Source organism: Agrobacterium sp. ICMP 6402, from assembly GCF_009498615.1.
Classification (GTDB): Bacteria; Pseudomonadota; Alphaproteobacteria; order Rhizobiales; family Rhizobiaceae; genus Agrobacterium; species Agrobacterium burrii.
Window position 1 is genome coordinate 249,750 of sequence record NZ_QSNV01000008.1, and the last position, 15,900, is coordinate 265,649.

At 57.5% G+C, this 15,900-nt stretch carries 14 protein-coding genes; 7 read left to right on the forward strand and 7 right to left on the reverse strand.

Translation table 11 applies throughout. From position 1 onward, the window contains the following. The first annotated feature begins 145 nt into the window (after window positions 1-145). The 6 genes from DXT96_RS20260 (at window position 146) to DXT96_RS20285 (ending at window position 6,662) form a co-directional block, all read left to right on the forward strand. Window positions 146-1,345: a glycosyltransferase family 4 protein gene (locus DXT96_RS20260; RefSeq protein WP_153516161.1), complete on the forward strand. Its 1,200-nt coding sequence runs from the start codon at window positions 146-148 to the stop codon at window positions 1,343-1,345. Window positions 1,346-1,424: 79 nt separating this feature from the next. After that, the gene (locus tag DXT96_RS20265) at window positions 1,425-2,669 is read left to right on the forward strand and encodes a DUF4038 domain-containing protein (protein WP_246670604.1); all 1,245 of its coding nucleotides are present in this window, start codon (window positions 1,425-1,427) and stop codon (window positions 2,667-2,669) included. Window positions 2,670-2,924: 255 nt separating this feature from the next. Further along, on the forward strand, window positions 2,925-4,070 hold the full coding sequence (locus DXT96_RS20270) for an MraY family glycosyltransferase (protein WP_153516162.1): 1,146 nt from the start codon (window positions 2,925-2,927) through the stop codon (window positions 4,068-4,070). Then, a complete protein-coding gene (locus tag DXT96_RS20275) occupies window positions 4,060-4,776 on the forward strand; it encodes a YdcF family protein (RefSeq protein ID WP_246670605.1) in 717 nt (238 codons plus the stop codon). The genes DXT96_RS20270 and DXT96_RS20275 overlap by 11 nt, the downstream gene beginning before the upstream one ends. Next, window positions 4,773-6,050, forward strand: a complete 1,278-nt coding sequence (locus DXT96_RS20280) for a hypothetical protein (RefSeq protein WP_194287688.1) — start codon at window positions 4,773-4,775, stop codon at window positions 6,048-6,050. Before DXT96_RS20275 ends, DXT96_RS20280 begins: the two co-directional genes overlap by 4 nt. Window positions 6,051-6,053: 3 nt before the next feature. Further along, entirely contained in the window at window positions 6,054-6,662 is a 609-nt protein-coding gene (locus DXT96_RS20285) for a putative colanic acid biosynthesis acetyltransferase (protein WP_153516163.1), read from the forward strand. Here DXT96_RS20285 and DXT96_RS20290 read toward each other — a convergent pair. The 6 genes from DXT96_RS20290 to DXT96_RS20315 form a co-directional block, all read right to left on the reverse strand. Next, complete coding sequence (locus DXT96_RS20290; RefSeq protein WP_153516164.1) at window positions 6,626-7,801, reverse strand: glycosyltransferase; 1,176 nt, start codon at window positions 7,799-7,801, stop codon at window positions 6,626-6,628. The two genes, DXT96_RS20285 and DXT96_RS20290, sit on opposite strands and share 37 nt — an antisense overlap. Then, the gene (locus tag DXT96_RS20295; RefSeq protein WP_153516165.1) at window positions 7,798-9,081 is read right to left on the reverse strand and encodes a glycosyltransferase family 4 protein; all 1,284 of its coding nucleotides are present in this window, start codon (window positions 9,079-9,081) and stop codon (window positions 7,798-7,800) included. The genes DXT96_RS20290 and DXT96_RS20295 overlap by 4 nt, the downstream gene beginning before the upstream one ends. Then, window positions 9,078-10,331 (reverse strand): glycosyltransferase family 4 protein, encoded by a 1,254-nt coding sequence (locus DXT96_RS20300; RefSeq protein ID WP_153516189.1) that lies wholly within the window; start codon window positions 10,329-10,331, stop codon window positions 9,078-9,080. Before DXT96_RS20300 ends, DXT96_RS20295 begins: the two co-directional genes overlap by 4 nt. A gap of 273 nt (window positions 10,332-10,604) precedes the next feature. Further along, the gene (locus tag DXT96_RS20305; RefSeq protein WP_371418946.1) at window positions 10,605-11,366 is read right to left on the reverse strand and encodes a glucose 1-dehydrogenase; all 762 of its coding nucleotides are present in this window, start codon (window positions 11,364-11,366) and stop codon (window positions 10,605-10,607) included. A gap of 41 nt (window positions 11,367-11,407) precedes the next feature. Further along, on the reverse strand, window positions 11,408-12,484 hold the full coding sequence (locus DXT96_RS20310; RefSeq protein WP_153516166.1) for a sorbosone dehydrogenase family protein: 1,077 nt from the start codon (window positions 12,482-12,484) through the stop codon (window positions 11,408-11,410). Window positions 12,485-12,608: 124 nt separating this feature from the next. Then, the gene (locus tag DXT96_RS20315) at window positions 12,609-13,697 is read right to left on the reverse strand and encodes an alpha/beta hydrolase (protein WP_153516167.1); all 1,089 of its coding nucleotides are present in this window, start codon (window positions 13,695-13,697) and stop codon (window positions 12,609-12,611) included. A 308-nt stretch (window positions 13,698-14,005) separates the two neighbouring features. On the opposite strand from DXT96_RS20315, the gene DXT96_RS20320 reads away from it, so the two are divergent. Further along, a complete protein-coding gene (locus DXT96_RS20320) occupies window positions 14,006-14,896 on the forward strand; it encodes a LysR family transcriptional regulator (RefSeq protein ID WP_153516168.1) in 891 nt (296 codons plus the stop codon). Between the two features lie 42 nt (window positions 14,897-14,938). Here DXT96_RS20320 and DXT96_RS26970 read toward each other — a convergent pair whose 3' ends face one another. Then, entirely contained in the window at window positions 14,939-15,127 is a 189-nt protein-coding gene (locus tag DXT96_RS26970; protein WP_194287689.1) for a hypothetical protein, read from the reverse strand. Window positions 15,128-15,900: the final 773 nt, after the last annotated feature.

The window sequence follows — 15,900 nt, forward strand, 5'->3', positions numbered from 1 at the left end:
ACCTCTCAAAGGAAGATACAGCTAAGCCTAAGATGCAGCTGCCTGTCATGCCGTGGCTTTCTAGTATGTCTCGTTAGCCGCCACTTGAGCCATCCGCCGTTGATCCATTGCGGTGTGGTTGCGGGTGCAAGAGCGAGAGTGTCCCATGAAGCTTGCCTATTTTGTGCTTCCCCATATCGGCGGCACCTATTCCGTCTTCAAACATCTTCGCAAAGGCCTCGCTGCCTATGGCATCGACGTTCGATGGCTCGGCGTGTGCAAGGAAACATACGGGCTACCTGTCGATCTGCAGGATGAAAAGGCATTCGGTCAGCTGCTGCGCATGCCCGTCAATCTCAGCGAACGTGATTGCGCAGGGCAGATGGCGGCAGCGATCGAAGAGGGTGGGTTCGACGGCGTGATCGTCAACGTCCTTGGCGATAAGTTGCAGACAAATATCGCGCGTTATCTCCCCGAAGGTATTCTGCGTATTCTCGTCGTCCATAATATCTCGCCTGGAACATACGCGGCCGCGCGTGCGGTCCGCGACTATGCCCATGTGACGATCGGCGTGTCGGAGCGGTGCCGTGCCGATCTGGTCGCGCGCAACGGTTTTTCGAAGGATCGCACCTACGCAATCCCGAATGCGGTGGACAGCGATGCGTTCCGCAGTCAGGCGGTTCGACGCCTCAACCGGGGGCCGGAACTCAAGGCTCTCTTCGTCGGGCGCATTGAAGACGCGTCGAAGGGCGTGATGTGGCTGCGGGAAATACTGGATGCGTCGCCCGAGGCGGTGCGCCTGACGATCGTCGGAGATGGGCCGGACATGGGCAAACTCCAGCGAAGATTGGCCGGCCACGGCGGTCGCGTCAGTTATGCAGGAGCCGTCCAGCTTTCCGACATACCCGTCATCATGGCCAGTCACGATGTTCTCATCATGCCGTCCCGCTTCGAGGGGCTTGGCATGACGATGATCGAGGCAATGGCCGGCGGCTGCGTCCCGGTCGTGTCGCATATCCGCGGGGTGACTGACACGATCGTCGAGACGGGCCGAAACGGCTTCCTGTTCCCCATCGGCAATTATACGGCGGCGGCGAACGCCATCGCACGCTTGCATGCCGATCGCGACCTTCTCGAGCGAATGTCGATTGCGGGAAAGGAAATGGTGCTGAACCGCTTCAGCATCGAGCGGATGGCCGCACGCTATAACGAAGTCATCACCGGGACACTGAACGACCGTCCAGGCCTGTCAACAGTGCTGAGGATGGAGGACTGGTCCATTCCCGCCGGGTTGAGGCCGGGCTTTAGAACCTATTTGCCATTGCCATTGAAAAACTGGCTCCGCGTCGTTCGTGAACGGCTCTGAAGCGATGATCGACGATCAGCGGCGACTTGGACATCTGTGCAGCGTCTTGCTTCTTTGGCTATGCATGTTTTCGACCTGTATGGCACAGGATACCGCGTTTCCGCTGCGAACGGCGCAGGACGGTCGATATCTGGAGGACAGCAAGGGTCTGCCATTCCTTGTTATCGGCGACAGTGCCTGGTCGCTGATTGGCGATACCTCCATCCCCGATGCGGAATTTTATCTGGAAACCCGAAAGCGGCAGGGCTTCAACACCGTGCTCGTATCGCTGATCGAGCATCAGTTCTCCCGCAAGGCGCCGGCAAACTTCTACGACGAAAAACCTTTTGTCGGCGCTCCATTCGATCGACCGAACGAGGCCTATTTCGACAGGGCAGAAGCGTTCATAAAGGCAGCCGCCAGTCGCAACCTGCTGGTGCTTCTCTGCCCGGCCTATATGGGCGCGCGCGGTGGGCCGGAAGGATGGTATCAGGACATGGTCGCAGCCGGGCCGGAAAAGCTTCGGGCCTATGGACGCTATGTCGGACAACGTTTTGCGAAGTACCCGAACATCATCTGGGTGCAGGGCGGAGATTATGATCCGCCCGATCGTAACCTGGTCACGGCTGTTGCCATGGGGATCGCGGAAACCAATCCTTCTGCATTGCAGACCTTCCATGGCAATCCCGACACCGTGACGAGCGATTTTTGGCGGGATGCGTCCTGGCTCGATATTGATTCGATTTATACGTACCACAATGTCGCGACGGCGGTGCTGGATCGTTATCGATCTGGACCGCGACGGCCTTTTTTCCTGATCGAAAGCGCTTATGAAGGCGAAAACAATGTCAGGGAACGTCAGGTTCGTCTTATTGCCTATGGCGCCATGCTGTCGGGAGCGAGTGGTCAGCTTTACGGCAACAATCCGGTCTGGCATTTTTCCGCCGCCGGGCTTTATGACGCAAAGGACAGCTGGCAGGATTCGCTCAACAGCCGTGGCGCTCAAAGCATCACCCATCTGGCAGCGCTTTTCAGTCAACTGGCGTGGTGGAAGCTCGTGCCGGATCAGGGAAGCCTGCTGAAAAGCGATGGGGACGCATTCGCGGCGCGCGACAGGGATGGCGCGTTCGCCTTGATCTATCTCGACACGCCTTCCGTTACCATCGATCTCGACAGTCTCGCAGCCGGCGAGAAAACCCTTCGCTGGTACGATCCGTCTAACGGACTTTACATCGAACCGATCGAGCGTCTTGGCCACAGCGGCGTTCGCAACGTCACCGTCCCTGCATCGGCGAATGCCTCTGGCTTTCAGGATTGGATCGCCGTTATCTCCGCTCGGAAATGATCGCCCCCAGACGTTGTTGGCTGCCGAGTCGTTCATTCGTTGTCACCGGTAGTCAAGGTCGTGGCCCTAGCTCTTTCGATGGTTGATCCGGTCTGGGAGTAGGCAGGGTAGATGTTAATTGCTGCACCCTCTACCTTTGGTGGATTCCACACGCCTTTTGCCCGCATACCCCTCAGGGCCGGTGTTTTTTAGGATCGTCATGAGGCGACTATCGTTGCAAATGGGCCGCCAAGGTTCATAGCGTGGGGATCAGACATGTCGGGGATACTCTTCAACACCATCGCGACTTTCATCCTGTGCGTATCCTTGATCGTTGTCCTCAGGCGTCTGACCATTGCGTTTCAGCTTGTGGATCGCCCCGATTCAATCCGCAAACGCCACACCGGAGCCGTTCCGCTTTGCGGCGGCATCGCAATTTTTGCCGCCTTCGCCGTTGCCGCCTTCGTTGGAGGATGGAGCGCGGCTCTCGGCATGAACTTCTGGCTCGGGCTGGCGGTCATCCTGCTGATGGGCGTCGTCGATGATCGCAGGCCGCTGCCCGCCGCAGGACGCCTTGTCATGCAACTGGCAATGGCGATTGCGCTCGTAGGTGGTGCCAATATCGGCTCCCTTTCTGTTGGCGTGCTTTTCACGCAGCATTCGGAATTGTTCCTGCCGCTGTTTTTCGTCATCGGCGTTCTCTTCGTCACCGGGCTGGTGAATTCGTGGAACATGCTGGATGGCGTGGACGGGCTTGCGGGTGGCACCGCCGGCATCGCGTTGATCTGGCTGATGGTTGTGGCGATTTTCGCAGGCGTCGGCGACATCATCCCGCCGCTTCAGGCACTCTCGGTATGCCTCTGCGCTTTTCTGGTCTTCAATATGCGCGGCCCATGGCGTGCAAGGGCGAGCATATTCCTGGGTGATGCGGGCAGCACTGCGCTCGGCGCAACGATAGCCTACGTGATCATCCTGCTGGCAACCAGAAGCAGTGCGGTATCCTTTCCGGCTTTACTCTGGATCGTCATTCTGCCGATCACCGATACGCTCAGCCTGATTGTCCGTCGCATCCTGCACGGTCGCAGTCCAATGTCGGCCGATCGCTGGCACTTTCATCATCTGCTTCTGGACTATGGTCTCACGCCGGCAGCGGCAACGAACACGCTGATCGTCATTTCCTTCATTTGCGGAAGCATCGGTTTTGCCGGGATAAAAGCCGGCATCCCGGCGGAAATAATGGCCGCAGGCCTTCTCGTGCCGATTGCCCTCCACACCATATTCGTCCTTGCCGCGACAGGCTCTCTCTCCAAAATCCTGCTTCATAGGGGCAATATCGACGTCTACCGCGAGGTAGTGCGTCTGCCCGTCGTTGCCAACGCTGCGTCGGAGCCAAGAGCGATACAATCGCCGAATGAAGAGTAATCGCATCATGAAATCGCCGGGGCCCGGACCGCGAATTCCCGCAAAGGCCGTTTCGAAAGGGCGGCCCTGGCGTTCGCGCCTGTCGCGCAACATCAAAAACAACTGGCTGTCGAAACGGAGTTCGATTTGCCTGGGTACCATCATCTTGAGTGCAATCGGCCTCTACGGACTGGCACTGGTTTCGGCAGGATCTCTCCTTGTCGTGGAGGATCCGCCAGCGCAGGCCGATGTCATCGTGGTTTTGGGCGGTAACGGGCCTCCTAGAGCTATTCAGGCGGCAAAACTCTGGCATGAGGGACGGGCGCCCCTCGTTCTGGTGGTTGGCTACGGGGATTGCGACTTCATTCGAGACATGCTGGTGCAGTTGGGGGTCAATGTCGCAGCCATTTCAAAAGAATGTCTTTCGCTCAGCACTTGGGAAAACGCGACCTTCGCAGAGCCGATACTGACTGGAATGGCAGCAAGGCGCGCCATTCTGGTCACGAGCTGGTTTCATTCACGGCGTGCGGTAAAGCGCTTCCGGTTTGTGATGCCTCAAATCGAGTGGATTTCCCTTCCTGCGCACAGGACCGTGCCGCTGTGGCGGCTTGCCGTGGACGCCGATGGTGTTCAGGTTTTCAAGGAGTACGCCAAAACGCTCTTTTACGACCTCAGAGGCAGTTTCGTGCGGGATTTGCCTCCGGTTCAGGCAGGGATCGCTTCATGAACACGCTTCTGGTTTTCTGCCTTTTCGGTGGTGTTGTCCTGCTCATTTGTTGGGGAATGATGCGCCGGGAGCGAATTTACGAGTTCCCGTTTTTGACGGGCGTCATCACGTTCAGTTTCATCCTGCCGCAGGTTCCGGGCCTCGCGTCAGAAAGATTCCTGCCGGAAGGCGCGTTTGCCAGAGCCGCGCTGTTCATGATGCTGTGCCTTTTCATGTGCTGGTGGGGATGGAGCCGAACGACAAAACCCTTTGCATTCTTCCGGATCGATTTCGATGAAACACGTCTGCTGCTCGTCGCTGCCGTTCTCTCGGTGGCCGGGGCCTACTTCTATTTCAAGCTGAGCCGTTTGCCGGGGGAGTTGACCATTGCGGTGCAGATGACCGGTGTTCCGGTCATGTATATCTTCTTTTCGCGGCTGTTGAGTTATGGTCTGGCCATTGCGGTGCTCTGCCTTGCACGACGATTTTCCTGGCTGGCGCTGGTCGTCCTCGCGTTCGATCTCGTCTTTTATCTGGATCGCATCGTGATAACGGGAAAGCGCGCCGAAGCGGTGGAACTCATCATGATGTTCGCGCTGGCATGGTGGTTTTACAAGGGATGGGCGATCCCGCGCATCCTCGTCATCCTTGCGCTTTTCCTCGGCACACTGTCGATGAACAGCATGGGCGACTACCGCGCCATCACCAAGGCCAACGACGCGCCCGTCTGGGATGACATCAAGAAGATAGATTTCGTCGGCAATCTTGAAAAGGTGTTCCGGGATGGCGGCGACGAGATGCGCAATGCGATCATGCGGATCGACGACACCGCAAGCACGCTGCAATTCGACTACGGCAAGTTCCATTGGAACAGGCTGGTGTTCAACTTCGTGCCCGCGCAGCTGGTGGGCGTGGAGGTCAAACAATCCTTCATGCTGCCGGTACCGGTCCAATCGCGCGACTATAATCCCGTCCTCGGCACGACGGAAACCGGAATGGCGGATGCGTTCGGGTCCTTCTGGTATCTGGGAGCGTTCAAGTTTTTCCTGCTCGCCTATCTGGTGCGCCGGATCTGGGTGACCGCGAACATGGGCGAGTTTGCGGCGCAATTCACCTATCTCCTGTCGATCATACCGTCCATGCACGCCATATCGCATCAGACCGACTGGGTTCTGATGGTCTGGGTGCATATGCTGATGTTTGCAGCGCCGGCGCTGGCATTTGCCGTCATACCCGCACGCGTGCAGCAGCGTCGGTACGAAATACCATCTTTGACGTCTCAGGCCGGAGGGTAGGCGATGCGCTCACGATATGACGATCCCGGCTTTCAGCATGCAACGACGCCGCTGCCGCGTTTCGGAGGTCCGACCTTTGCATTGCATTTCCGGTTGAAACGGCTGGGATGGATGATCGTCTGGCGGCTTCTCGCCAGCTGGACGCCGCCGCCGATGCGGCGCTGGCGCAATTTTCTCCTGCGCAGTTTCGGCGCGCGCCTGCATGCCACCGCGATGGTGCATTCCGGGGCGATCGTGTGGTGGCCGGGGCATCTCGTCATGGAGCGTCACACATCTCTCGGACCCGGCGTGATTTGCTACAACGTCGACATGATCACCATCCGCCAATATGCCTCGGTGTCGCAACGTGCCCATCTGTGCACCGGGTCGCATGACGTTCAGGATAGCGCTTTTCCCCTCGTGACGCGGCCGGTGGTGATCGAGGAGGACGCCTGGGTGGCTGCGGAAGCTTTCGTCGGTCCCGGTGTCGTCATCGGCAAGGGGGCAGTGCTTGGTGCACGCGCTGTCACCGCGAAGTCTCTGGAGCCGTGGACGATCTATGTCGGCAACCCGGCAAGGCCGGTCGGCTCGCGCCGTCAGGAAGCGGCTGCTTCCGGCGCGCTCAACCGATAACCCTCCAGCGTGGCATGGGCGATGGCTGGCCAGGTGAATCTCTCCAGCACAAGCCGGCGGCCGTTTTCGCCCATCGTTCTCGATTTGGCCGGGTTGGCGAGAACGCTTGCCAGGGCCTTGGCAACCTCGGCCGCATCAACCGCGACGATAAGCCCGGCGTCAGCAGAACCAACTTCAGGAAAGTGGCACTGGTCGGTGATCACCACAGGCGTACCGCAGGCGAGCGCTTCGGTGATCGCCATGCTGAAACCCTCCTGCCGGCTTGGCAGGCAAAAACAGTCGGCATCGACCATGGCTTCGAGCTTTGCTTCGCCGTAAATCGCCCCGACCATAAAAACCCGGTCCCGGATGTTCAGTTTTTTGACCAGATGCATAAAATGGCCCTCTGCTCCACCGGGTGGACCTGCAACGACGAGATCGACGTCGACATAGGTTTCACAGATAGCCGCGAAGGCCGAGGCGAGAATGTCGATACCCTTTTTGATGTGCAGGCGGGACAGGAACAGAATGTAACGCCTGCCATGCGCCAGGGCGATTTTCTGCTTGAAATGTCCTCGGGCCGGCAGGGGATCGAATTCCTCGGCGAAAACCCCGTTCGGTATGATCAGATTGCGTGCCTGGAAATTCAGCGGCTCGACGGCCGCCATTTCATCGACGTTCAGCAGATGTAGAAAAGCAGCCTCGTTCAGCATCTTGCGATAACAGAGCATCAGGGCGATTTTCTTTTTCCACGATCGCTGCCCAAGGCTCCAGTGATCCAGCATTCCGGCCGGGCAAATGCAGTAGGGCACGCCGGCAGCGCGGGCCAGCTTGGACGCATAGAGCAGAAATGGCTCCCATACGCCGTGAATATGCATGAAGGAGGCGTCCTTCAGCAAGTCTTTCAGCATGCGCCGGCCCCTGAAGCAGAACAGCGTCTCCAACCTCCCGGCTGGCGGCAGCAGATGCCAGTGGATATTTTCGAAATGCGGTATGCTGCGACCGATGTCCTTGACCTGCGCCTCAATGGCGGCGTCGCCATAGCTGACGATATTCACATCGAGGCCCAGTCCGGCCTGCGCGGCGGCAAGGCGCATGGCAACCGCCTGCAACCCGCCATGTTTGGGATCAATCGAAGCGATGACGTGGATAATCTTCATAGCTGGCTGTTCCCCCCATACCGCGCGTTGTCCGTCTGGCAAAGACCGGCGGAATCCGACAGATGCGGCCCGGACAGGGCGACAAGAAGCCGCTCGCCATAAGCCTCCACGGTATGTTCGGCCGCGCGCAGCAGTGCATTGGCGGACATGCTCCGCCTCAGTTCGGGATTGTCGGCGAGCGCCCGCACCGCAGTCGCGATCGCTTGCGGATCGCAGACGGGAACGATGAAACCTTCAATCCCGTCGCGAACCACACTGCCGGTGTTTTCCGTCGTTATGACCGGCAGTCCCGCTGCCAGCGCTTCATAGACGGCGGTCGCAGACCCTTCGCAGAGCGACGGCAGCAGAAAGACATCCGCCCACAGAAACTCCTCGACGATCTGCGAGCGCGGGACAATCCCTCTCAGCTCAACCCATTGCGAAATCTGCTGCCTGACGTCGTCGGGCAGGCGAACGCGGCCCGCCATCCGGAAACGGGCGGCACCGTCCATCAATCTGGCGGCTTCCACGACATAGGGCGATCCCTTGCGCAGCCCGACTTCGCCCACGGTCAGAACCCTGATTGGCCCCGGCATGCGCGCCGGTCTGTCGATGGCAGCCGTGGCATTGACCCCATAGGGCACGACGACACACCGGTCTTCCGGCCCGCCGCAGGCGACGACGTGTCTGCGGACAAATTCCGACGGACAGACGATGATATCCGCCAGACGCCACTCGGCTTTTTCCCGATCGGCGAATAGACGCGCATGCGGATTATCCCGCACAGGCCCGGCCCATGCCGGAAACCGCGTCATTTCCTGATCCAAAAGCCTTTCGACCACATCGCGTGGGGCGATCATCTGTTCGACTGCGGTCCACATACCCTGCTGTTTCGCTGCCCGCATCTGTTCCAGTGCGTCGCCGCTGAAGGCGTATAGCCCAGCGGCGCCATGGAAGCCGCGCCGGGCGACCATTGCGGAGAAAACTGACCCGGCCCAGATCGCGTGAGAGGTTTCCTCGACGACGTCTTTGGTGCGCATGTGACGCAGCACGGAACGGAGGCCAAAGCCGGAAAACACAGTCGTCAGCGCTGTCGGCACGCCTTTCGGCAGCCGGCCGGCCAGCCGTTTGACGGGTGCGGGATAGAGGGTGGCCGGAAATGAATTGACGATCCGGGGCCAGCCCTTCGTGGCGCATATATCCGTGTAAAAATGCGCAAGGCGGCCGGCGGATGCGAATAACCTCGGTACGGCATAATGCATCCGGGCACCGAGCTGGCTGACGACGACTTTGTCTTTCATGGCGAGACACCTTGAGCGATAGGGGGCCTGGAAGGCTCGACAGTCTGTAGCCCGGCGATCAGCACCGCCCAGGCATCCGCCGCCTTTTCTCGGGAATAGTCTGCACAAAGCAGCCGCCTCGCCGCATCACCCATTGCGTTGCAGGCATCCGGGTCGTCGCAAAGCGCCTCGATGATGCCGGCAAGCCGATCGGTCTCGCCGATCTCGACGTTGCTGCCGCATCCCTTGGCTCTGAGAACGCGCGGCACCTCTCCATCCGCATCGCCGACGAAGATCGTCGGCCGGCCGGCTGCCAGGATGCCATAGAATTTGCTTGGAATGATGCAATGTTCCAGTTCCGGCAGCAGCGAGACCAGATGCACATCCGCAACGCTCAGGCTTTCAGCAAGGTTCTCAACGGGCTGTAGCGGCTTGAAGATGACGTTCTGAAGACCGAGATCCTGAACGACACTCTTCACAGCCGCGTGCTGGTGTCCGCCGCCAATGAGAAGGAAGCGAATATCCGGCCGGTGCTCGAGACGTTTCGCCGCTGCCAGCATCGTGCCGAACTCATGCGCCCGCCCGAAGTTTCCCGAATAGCCAACGACAAACACATCCTGTAGTCCCCACGCCTTCCGCAGGCTGTTGTCTTGGCGCAAGACAGGATAGATTTCCTCGCCATCCGACCAGTGATGCAGGACGCTGACGCGATCCTTTGCAAGGCCTTGCGTAAAGAGGAATTCCGCCATTTTGTCGGTAGGGCAGACAACCATGCCGGGCGACCGCAAAGACCAGTTGCGCGCCCGCGTCAGCCATGGCGCCAGCCACCGTGCCCGTCTCCTGAAAAATCCAAGCTCTATCGCGGTCTCGGGAAAAAGATCCATGATCCAGTTCACCATGAGTGCGCCCTTGAGGCGGATCGCGATACTGCTCGTCACGGAGAGCAGCGGCGGATCGGTGCAGACAATAACCGTATCCGTCACCCGCACGTTGCGCAGAAGCCAGACGAACGCCAACACCAGAAAAAGAAGATAATCAATGCTCCGGCGCATGAGGCTGTGCCGACCGAAGCGGCCGCTTGCGAGCCGTCGGATCTGTACACTCCGAACGGTCTCGGTTGCCGGCAACACGCTGCCGGGATGATTGTGTATTTCGCGACTTGCAACAACAGTCACATTCATTCCGCGCTGCGCCATCGAAATGGCCAGCGACGAGATCATCCGGCTTGTCGCCGACTGGTCGGGGAAACCGTATCTGTTCAGGAAGATCATCCTCACGCTTTTTCTCCCGCCGAATGTCCGGTTTGAAGAAGCATTCTTGGCGAGGTGAAAACAGGCGGCAAGCTGGTCGTAAGGACTAGGAAGTGCACGATAGGGAGTGACAAATACTCCGAAGTTGGCGATGTACTATCCCTTTGGTAGCTGAAACGCAGAGGACGTTCTTATGGGTTAGCAAATCCATAAAGATGCCCAGCCAATGAATGGCAGGGCGGTTGACGTGGGTCGCATGCGGGCCACGCGCGCCCATGAGACCGGCTAGGCGGCCTACTGGACGGTATAGCCACCGTCGACGGGCAAGGCATGTCCGACAATGTAGCTGGCGGCGTCGCTGCAAAGCCAGAGGACGGCGTCAGCGATCTCTTCCGCCTTCCCGAGCCTGTTCATCGGCACGACCTGCATCAGTGCATCCATCGCTTTCGGCTGCGTTTCGAGCATTCCGGTTACCATAGGGGTCTCGATGATGCCTGGGCATATGGCATTGATCCGGATTCCCTTGGCAGCGTATTCAAGCCCCGCGCTCTTTGTTAAACCGACCACACCGTGCTTCGAGGCATGATAAATGCCGCGTTCCGCAATCCCGACTAGACCACCAAGAGAGGAGTTGTTAACGATTGCGCCGGAACCCTGTTTGCGCATTTGCAGCAACTCGTACTTCATGCAATTCCAGACACCGCGCAGATTGACCCCCATGACGAAGTCGTAATCCTTGGGATCTGCATCGGCCGTTTCTGCGACGGGGCTTTGGACACCGGCATTGTTGAACGCAGCATCAAGGCGGCCAAATTCAGCAACTGTTTTATCGACCATGGCCGCGACATGCTCCATATTGGCGACGTCGCACCGGATTGCGATAACACGATGCCCAACAGATGCCAGAGCGTCGGCCGAGGCGCGAACCGCGTTCTCATTGACATCTGCAAGCGCAACCGCTGCGCCAGCCTCTGCGAATGCCTTGGCTGCCGCCAGCCCCATGCCGGAAGCGGCACCTGTGACAAGGGCGACTTTGTTTTTGAAAGAGATGTTCACAGCATTTCCTCGTTGTTCAGATGGAAGTTAGGCCTCGACCACTAGAGTTTTGGCGACAACCTGATGAGACGATCATCCGATGGGCCTTCGCCCCGTGGCGATCGGTTCGTGGTGATGGCGTAGATGTCATTGCCGATAGAGAGCACGTCTCGATACCGATCTCCGGACGTGTAAATCGGCTTTAGTTCATTCCCCCGCGTGTCGAGAACATAAATCCCGCGTCCGACAAGCGTCGCCACGAGAAGTTCGCGACCTCGGAACGTGATGCCCGAGGGTGCCCAGGTGTCGCTGCCGGAGTGAAGGTATGCGGTTTCCATTCCGTCCCGCTGCCTGTCGCCATCGATCAATGGCCAGCCAAAGTTCGCTCCGGGCTTGATCAAATTTATTTCGTCACGAGCGGATTGCCCGTGTTCTGCGGCGTACATTTCTCCGTCTTGGTTCCACGCCAACCCTTGAGGATTTCGGTGGCCAAGGGAATAAACATAGGACCCTTTGAAGGGATTGTCGGAAGGTACTTCGCCGCTCAGCGTCATCCGCAACACCTTTCCCGCAAGGCTGTCGCGATCTTGTGGAAGGCTGCCGTCCTCAGTCCACCCGGTGGTGACGAACAGATGACCATCCGGACCGATTGCCAGACGGCCGCCATTATAGAGCCTGTGTCCCGGAATTCCCTGCAGCAGAGTTCGGGTTTCCCGCCATGAGTTGCCGTCGAAGACAGCTTCGATAACCCTGTTGCGCAGGCCGCTATCAGCACGATAGGTGTGGTAGAAGTAGGCCGCGCGCGAAGTCCCGAAATCCTTGGCAAGCGCCATACCGAGAAGGCCGCCGCCACCGTCACGGATTATCTTGGTCGACGTTTGCAGACTGAATTTGCGCAACTGGCCATTTTGAACGACGGCAATGTTTCCGGCTGCCTCGGTGACGAAGACTGTGTCACCATCAGCTTCGATGTCCCAGGGATAGTCGAGGTCTTCTGTTATGGTTTCAACGTTCCAGTCGTCACTGGACATTCCGGCTACGGTACGCGCAGGCTGCTGATTAATCGCCAGGGCTTGCGAGGTCGCCGTTGAGCCTAACATACTCGCCAGAGCGATTGCCGATAACAGAGGTTTCGTCATGATTGTTACCTGTGTCGAGTAGATGCCGCCCGGTCATGGGACGGCGTGCGGGTAATCAGGCGAAGGATTTTGCCGTCTTCAGCAAAGCTCCTCCGCCCCATCGTTGGTAAAGTCGTGTCGCTGGTTACGCTGACAGGTGCTGATCGAAAAACAACTTCAGCTTGTCCCACGGGATCAGGTCGACCTTGTCGTAGAGATCAACATGGCCAGCGCCTGGAACGATGAACAGTTCCTTGGGTTCTGCCGCCTTCGCAATTGCCTGTTCACTGAAGAAACGCGAGTGAGCATTTTCCCCGGCGATCAACAAGACGGGTCGTGGCGAGATCATGTCGACATGATCGAACGGACGGAAGTGCAGGTAGGACGGGTCTCCGGAAATGTTCATTGCGGTTGTCGCACGCGGATGAGCACCACGGGGTGTCCGATAGTAATCGAAAAATTCCCGCGTGATTGCATCCGTCTCGGGCGTCAGAGCTTCAGGCAATGCCAGGTACTGCTTCGGTGCCCCTCCGGCTTCGGCCCAGCGCTGTTCGCCGATTTTATTCAAAAGGTCGGTCCGCGCACCGGCCTGCATCGTCTCGCCGTTCCATGCCCATTTCGCTCCTCCCATATCGTACATACTGACGGTTGCCACCGCTTTCATACGCGGATCGATCTGAGCGGCAGCAAGGGCGAAACCGCCACTAGCGCAAACGCCGATCACCCCGATACGATTTCTGTCAACGCGCGGGTCTAAACCGAGAAAATCAACGCCCGCGCTGAAGTCCTCGATGACGGCTTCGGGCGACGAAATGAAGTGCGGTTGGCCTCCGCTCTCGCCGTTATATGAAGCGTCATGTGCAAGGGTAACGAAGCCGCGCTCGGCCATTGTCTGAGCGTAGAGCCCGGAGGTTTGCTCTTTGACGCTACCGTAAGGGTGGCCGACGACCAGAGCGGGGTGGCGTCGCGAGGTGTCGAGGCCTTTAGGGACATACATATCCGCAACGATGTTGATCCCCAGGCGGTTGACGTAAGTAACCTTGCGGTGCTCCACCCGTTCACTCGGTGCGAATGTCTTGTCCCATGTGCCGGCATATTGGGCGAATGCTGGGCGAGCAGCTAATGTCATGACGCCCGCCGCTGCCGCGCCGGCGCCGGCCAGCTTGAGAAGACCACGCCTGCCAATACCACTGGTCTCCTGCTGTGCCTTGAATGTAACCTGTTCCTTGTCCATCGCTGTTCTCCTGGCCGTCTGCTGGGTTGCAGGAGGGAATATAAGTCAGTTGGAAACGGGTGATTATCGGCTGGCTTTCGCAAGAGCTTATGTTTTCCATGCATAAATCAACGTTACGGGAGTTGTTTCCCTTACCTTGAAAACACGGATAAATCAGGTGATGCGACCAAATCAGTGGGTTTTTGAAGTTCCTGATGAGAGCTAAGGCTGATAAGACTCGATAACTTATTTGTGAAAAGCAATAATAGGTGACGGGCTGTTTTGGCGTCCGTCGCACGCTTTCCATTACATTCAAAGGACCATGCGAAATGCTGCGGGCAAACGTCAATGATCTTTTGGCATTCATCGTCGTTGCAAGGGAACGGAGCTTCACGAAGGCAGCCGCACAGTTGGGTATGTCTCAGTCGGGTCTTAGCCACACGATACGCGCTCTGGAAACGCGGCTTGGTCTTCGGCTTCTGACACGCACGACACGCAGCGTTTCGCTCACCGCGGAAGGCGAGCGCTTGTTGAAAGTGATCGCTCCCCGCTTCGGAGAGATCGAGGAAGAGCTTTTTTCGATCACCGAGCTCCGAGAAAAACCGGCCGGTACAATTCGCATCACTGCCGAGGACTATGCCATAGACACGGTTTTATGGCCAAAACTCGAAAAGGTTCTGCGGCAATACCCCGATATTAAGGTCGAGTTCATCGTCGATTACGGACTGACGGACATCGTTGCCGAGCGATTCGACGCGGGGGTAAGATTAGGGGAGATCGTGTCGCAGGGCATGATTTCGGTGTGTATCAGCCCCTACCAACGGATGATCGTTGTTGCCAGCCCTGGCTACATCAAAGAGCGAGGAATTCCGATAACGCCGCAGGAATTGACGGCGCATCAGTGCATAAATCTCAGGCTCCCAACCCATGGCGGCACCTATGCATGGGAATTCGAAAAAGATGGGGAAGAACTGCGGGTCCGTGTGGACGGTCAGGTCATCTGCAACGGTATCAATCAGATTTTGAAAGCTGCGCTCAGCGGGTATGGTTTCGGTTTCGTGCCTGATGGTTTGGCGCAACAGGACATTGAGGCCGGGCGGCTGATCCAGGCACTCTCAGACTGGTGCCCGTCCTATCCGGGGTATCACTTGTATTACCCTAGTCGTCGGCAATCTTCTGCAGCCTTCAGGGTCATTCTCGATGCGCTCAGACAGAAGTGATATCTGTGATCACGTGAAGAACGACAACAAGTCGCTAGACGTCTAGTTTGAGCCGGAGGCCGACATCATCATGCTTTTTGTAAATGATGCCGAAGTAGAAATTGTTTTTGCCTTGCGTTCTTTTTTTTTGGTCGCATATTTTGACGTGAAATAACTAATTTTTTCAATTGGTTGATGCATTTCCTCCTCCTTTTCAGGTTTTTGGCAAGGGCTTTTTGCCTCCCCGTTCATCCCCACCCTGCTTGCCTGACTTATACTACCTCTGTTCCGCGATGAACCGGGAGACATTCCGGTTTTGAAACGGAACCAGCGCCGGGCGTGAGAGAAGACGTCGCTCTCATATTTCGGAGTCTGACAGGGAATGACCTCTAGCAATGACCGGAGGAGAGATGGAATTTGGTTTGTGGTGGGCCTTTCTATTTCTCCGAAACGCGTTGGCTGAAGGATACGCTCTGACAGGCATAAACCGCTGAAGCGGGGCACTGACAAGTGTCTTTATTTTCTACAGGCGGCAATTTTCAGTGCCCCATTGTAATGCCCATCGAGCTGAAAGGCGGATGGAAAAGAGATGAAGCTCATAACACGGTCGCAACTGCGTCGCGTGATAGGAAAGGTGTGTTCTATGGGTCTCTATGAGATGTATGTCCTTGCTGCTCGTGCAGATACCGCCCTGATGAGGAAGAGGCTGGCACGATCTCTTTACGCCAGGGCAAAGATTCGAAATCGACAGCTCAAGAAGCAATATTTACGCAACCAGAAGGAGAGTTCGGATTCATCGGCGGATACGAAGAGGGCAGGCCAGATGCGATCTGGTCGACCTCCACAAACATATATTTATATAATAACCGATACAAAACATACAAAACATATAAAACATATGTTGCTGTGAATTATATGTGCGCGACTGAAGGCGGGTGAGAATCCGTGAGTAAAATTGACTTTTACGGACCTGCAGTTTGCGGATTGCGGGCCAATTACGTGTAAATATATGAGTTTTATGTTGA

What these genes read in the sequence shown, in the direction of transcription:
- DXT96_RS20310 (WP_153516166.1), bottom strand. Translation starts at nt 12,484, where the DNA reads ATGACGAAACCTCTGTTATCGGCAATCGCTCTGGCGAGTATGTTAGGC.
- DXT96_RS20280 (WP_194287688.1), top strand. Translation starts at nt 4,773, where the DNA reads ATGAACACGCTTCTGGTTTTCTGCCTTTTCGGTGGTGTTGTCCTGCTC.
- DXT96_RS20295 (WP_153516165.1), bottom strand. Translation starts at nt 9,081, where the DNA reads ATGAAAGACAAAGTCGTCGTCAGCCAGCTCGGTGCCCGGATGCATTAT.
- DXT96_RS20315 (WP_153516167.1), bottom strand. Translation starts at nt 13,697, where the DNA reads ATGGACAAGGAACAGGTTACATTCAAGGCACAGCAGGAGACCAGTGGT.
- DXT96_RS20270 (WP_153516162.1), top strand. Translation starts at nt 2,925, where the DNA reads ATGTCGGGGATACTCTTCAACACCATCGCGACTTTCATCCTGTGCGTA.
- DXT96_RS20265 (WP_246670604.1), top strand. Translation starts at nt 1,425, where the DNA reads ATGGCACAGGATACCGCGTTTCCGCTGCGAACGGCGCAGGACGGTCGA.
- DXT96_RS20320 (WP_153516168.1), top strand. Translation starts at nt 14,006, where the DNA reads ATGCTGCGGGCAAACGTCAATGATCTTTTGGCATTCATCGTCGTTGCA.
- DXT96_RS20300 (WP_153516189.1), bottom strand. Translation starts at nt 10,331, where the DNA reads ATGATCTTCCTGAACAGATACGGTTTCCCCGACCAGTCGGCGACAAGC.
- DXT96_RS20285 (WP_153516163.1), top strand. Translation starts at nt 6,054, where the DNA reads ATGCGCTCACGATATGACGATCCCGGCTTTCAGCATGCAACGACGCCG.
- DXT96_RS26970 (WP_194287689.1), bottom strand. Translation starts at nt 15,127, where the DNA reads ATGAACGGGGAGGCAAAAAGCCCTTGCCAAAAACCTGAAAAGGAGGAG.
- DXT96_RS20260 (WP_153516161.1), top strand. Translation starts at nt 146, where the DNA reads ATGAAGCTTGCCTATTTTGTGCTTCCCCATATCGGCGGCACCTATTCC.
- DXT96_RS20290 (WP_153516164.1), bottom strand. Translation starts at nt 7,801, where the DNA reads ATGAAGATTATCCACGTCATCGCTTCGATTGATCCCAAACATGGCGGG.
- DXT96_RS20275 (WP_246670605.1), top strand. Translation starts at nt 4,060, where the DNA reads ATGAAGAGTAATCGCATCATGAAATCGCCGGGGCCCGGACCGCGAATT.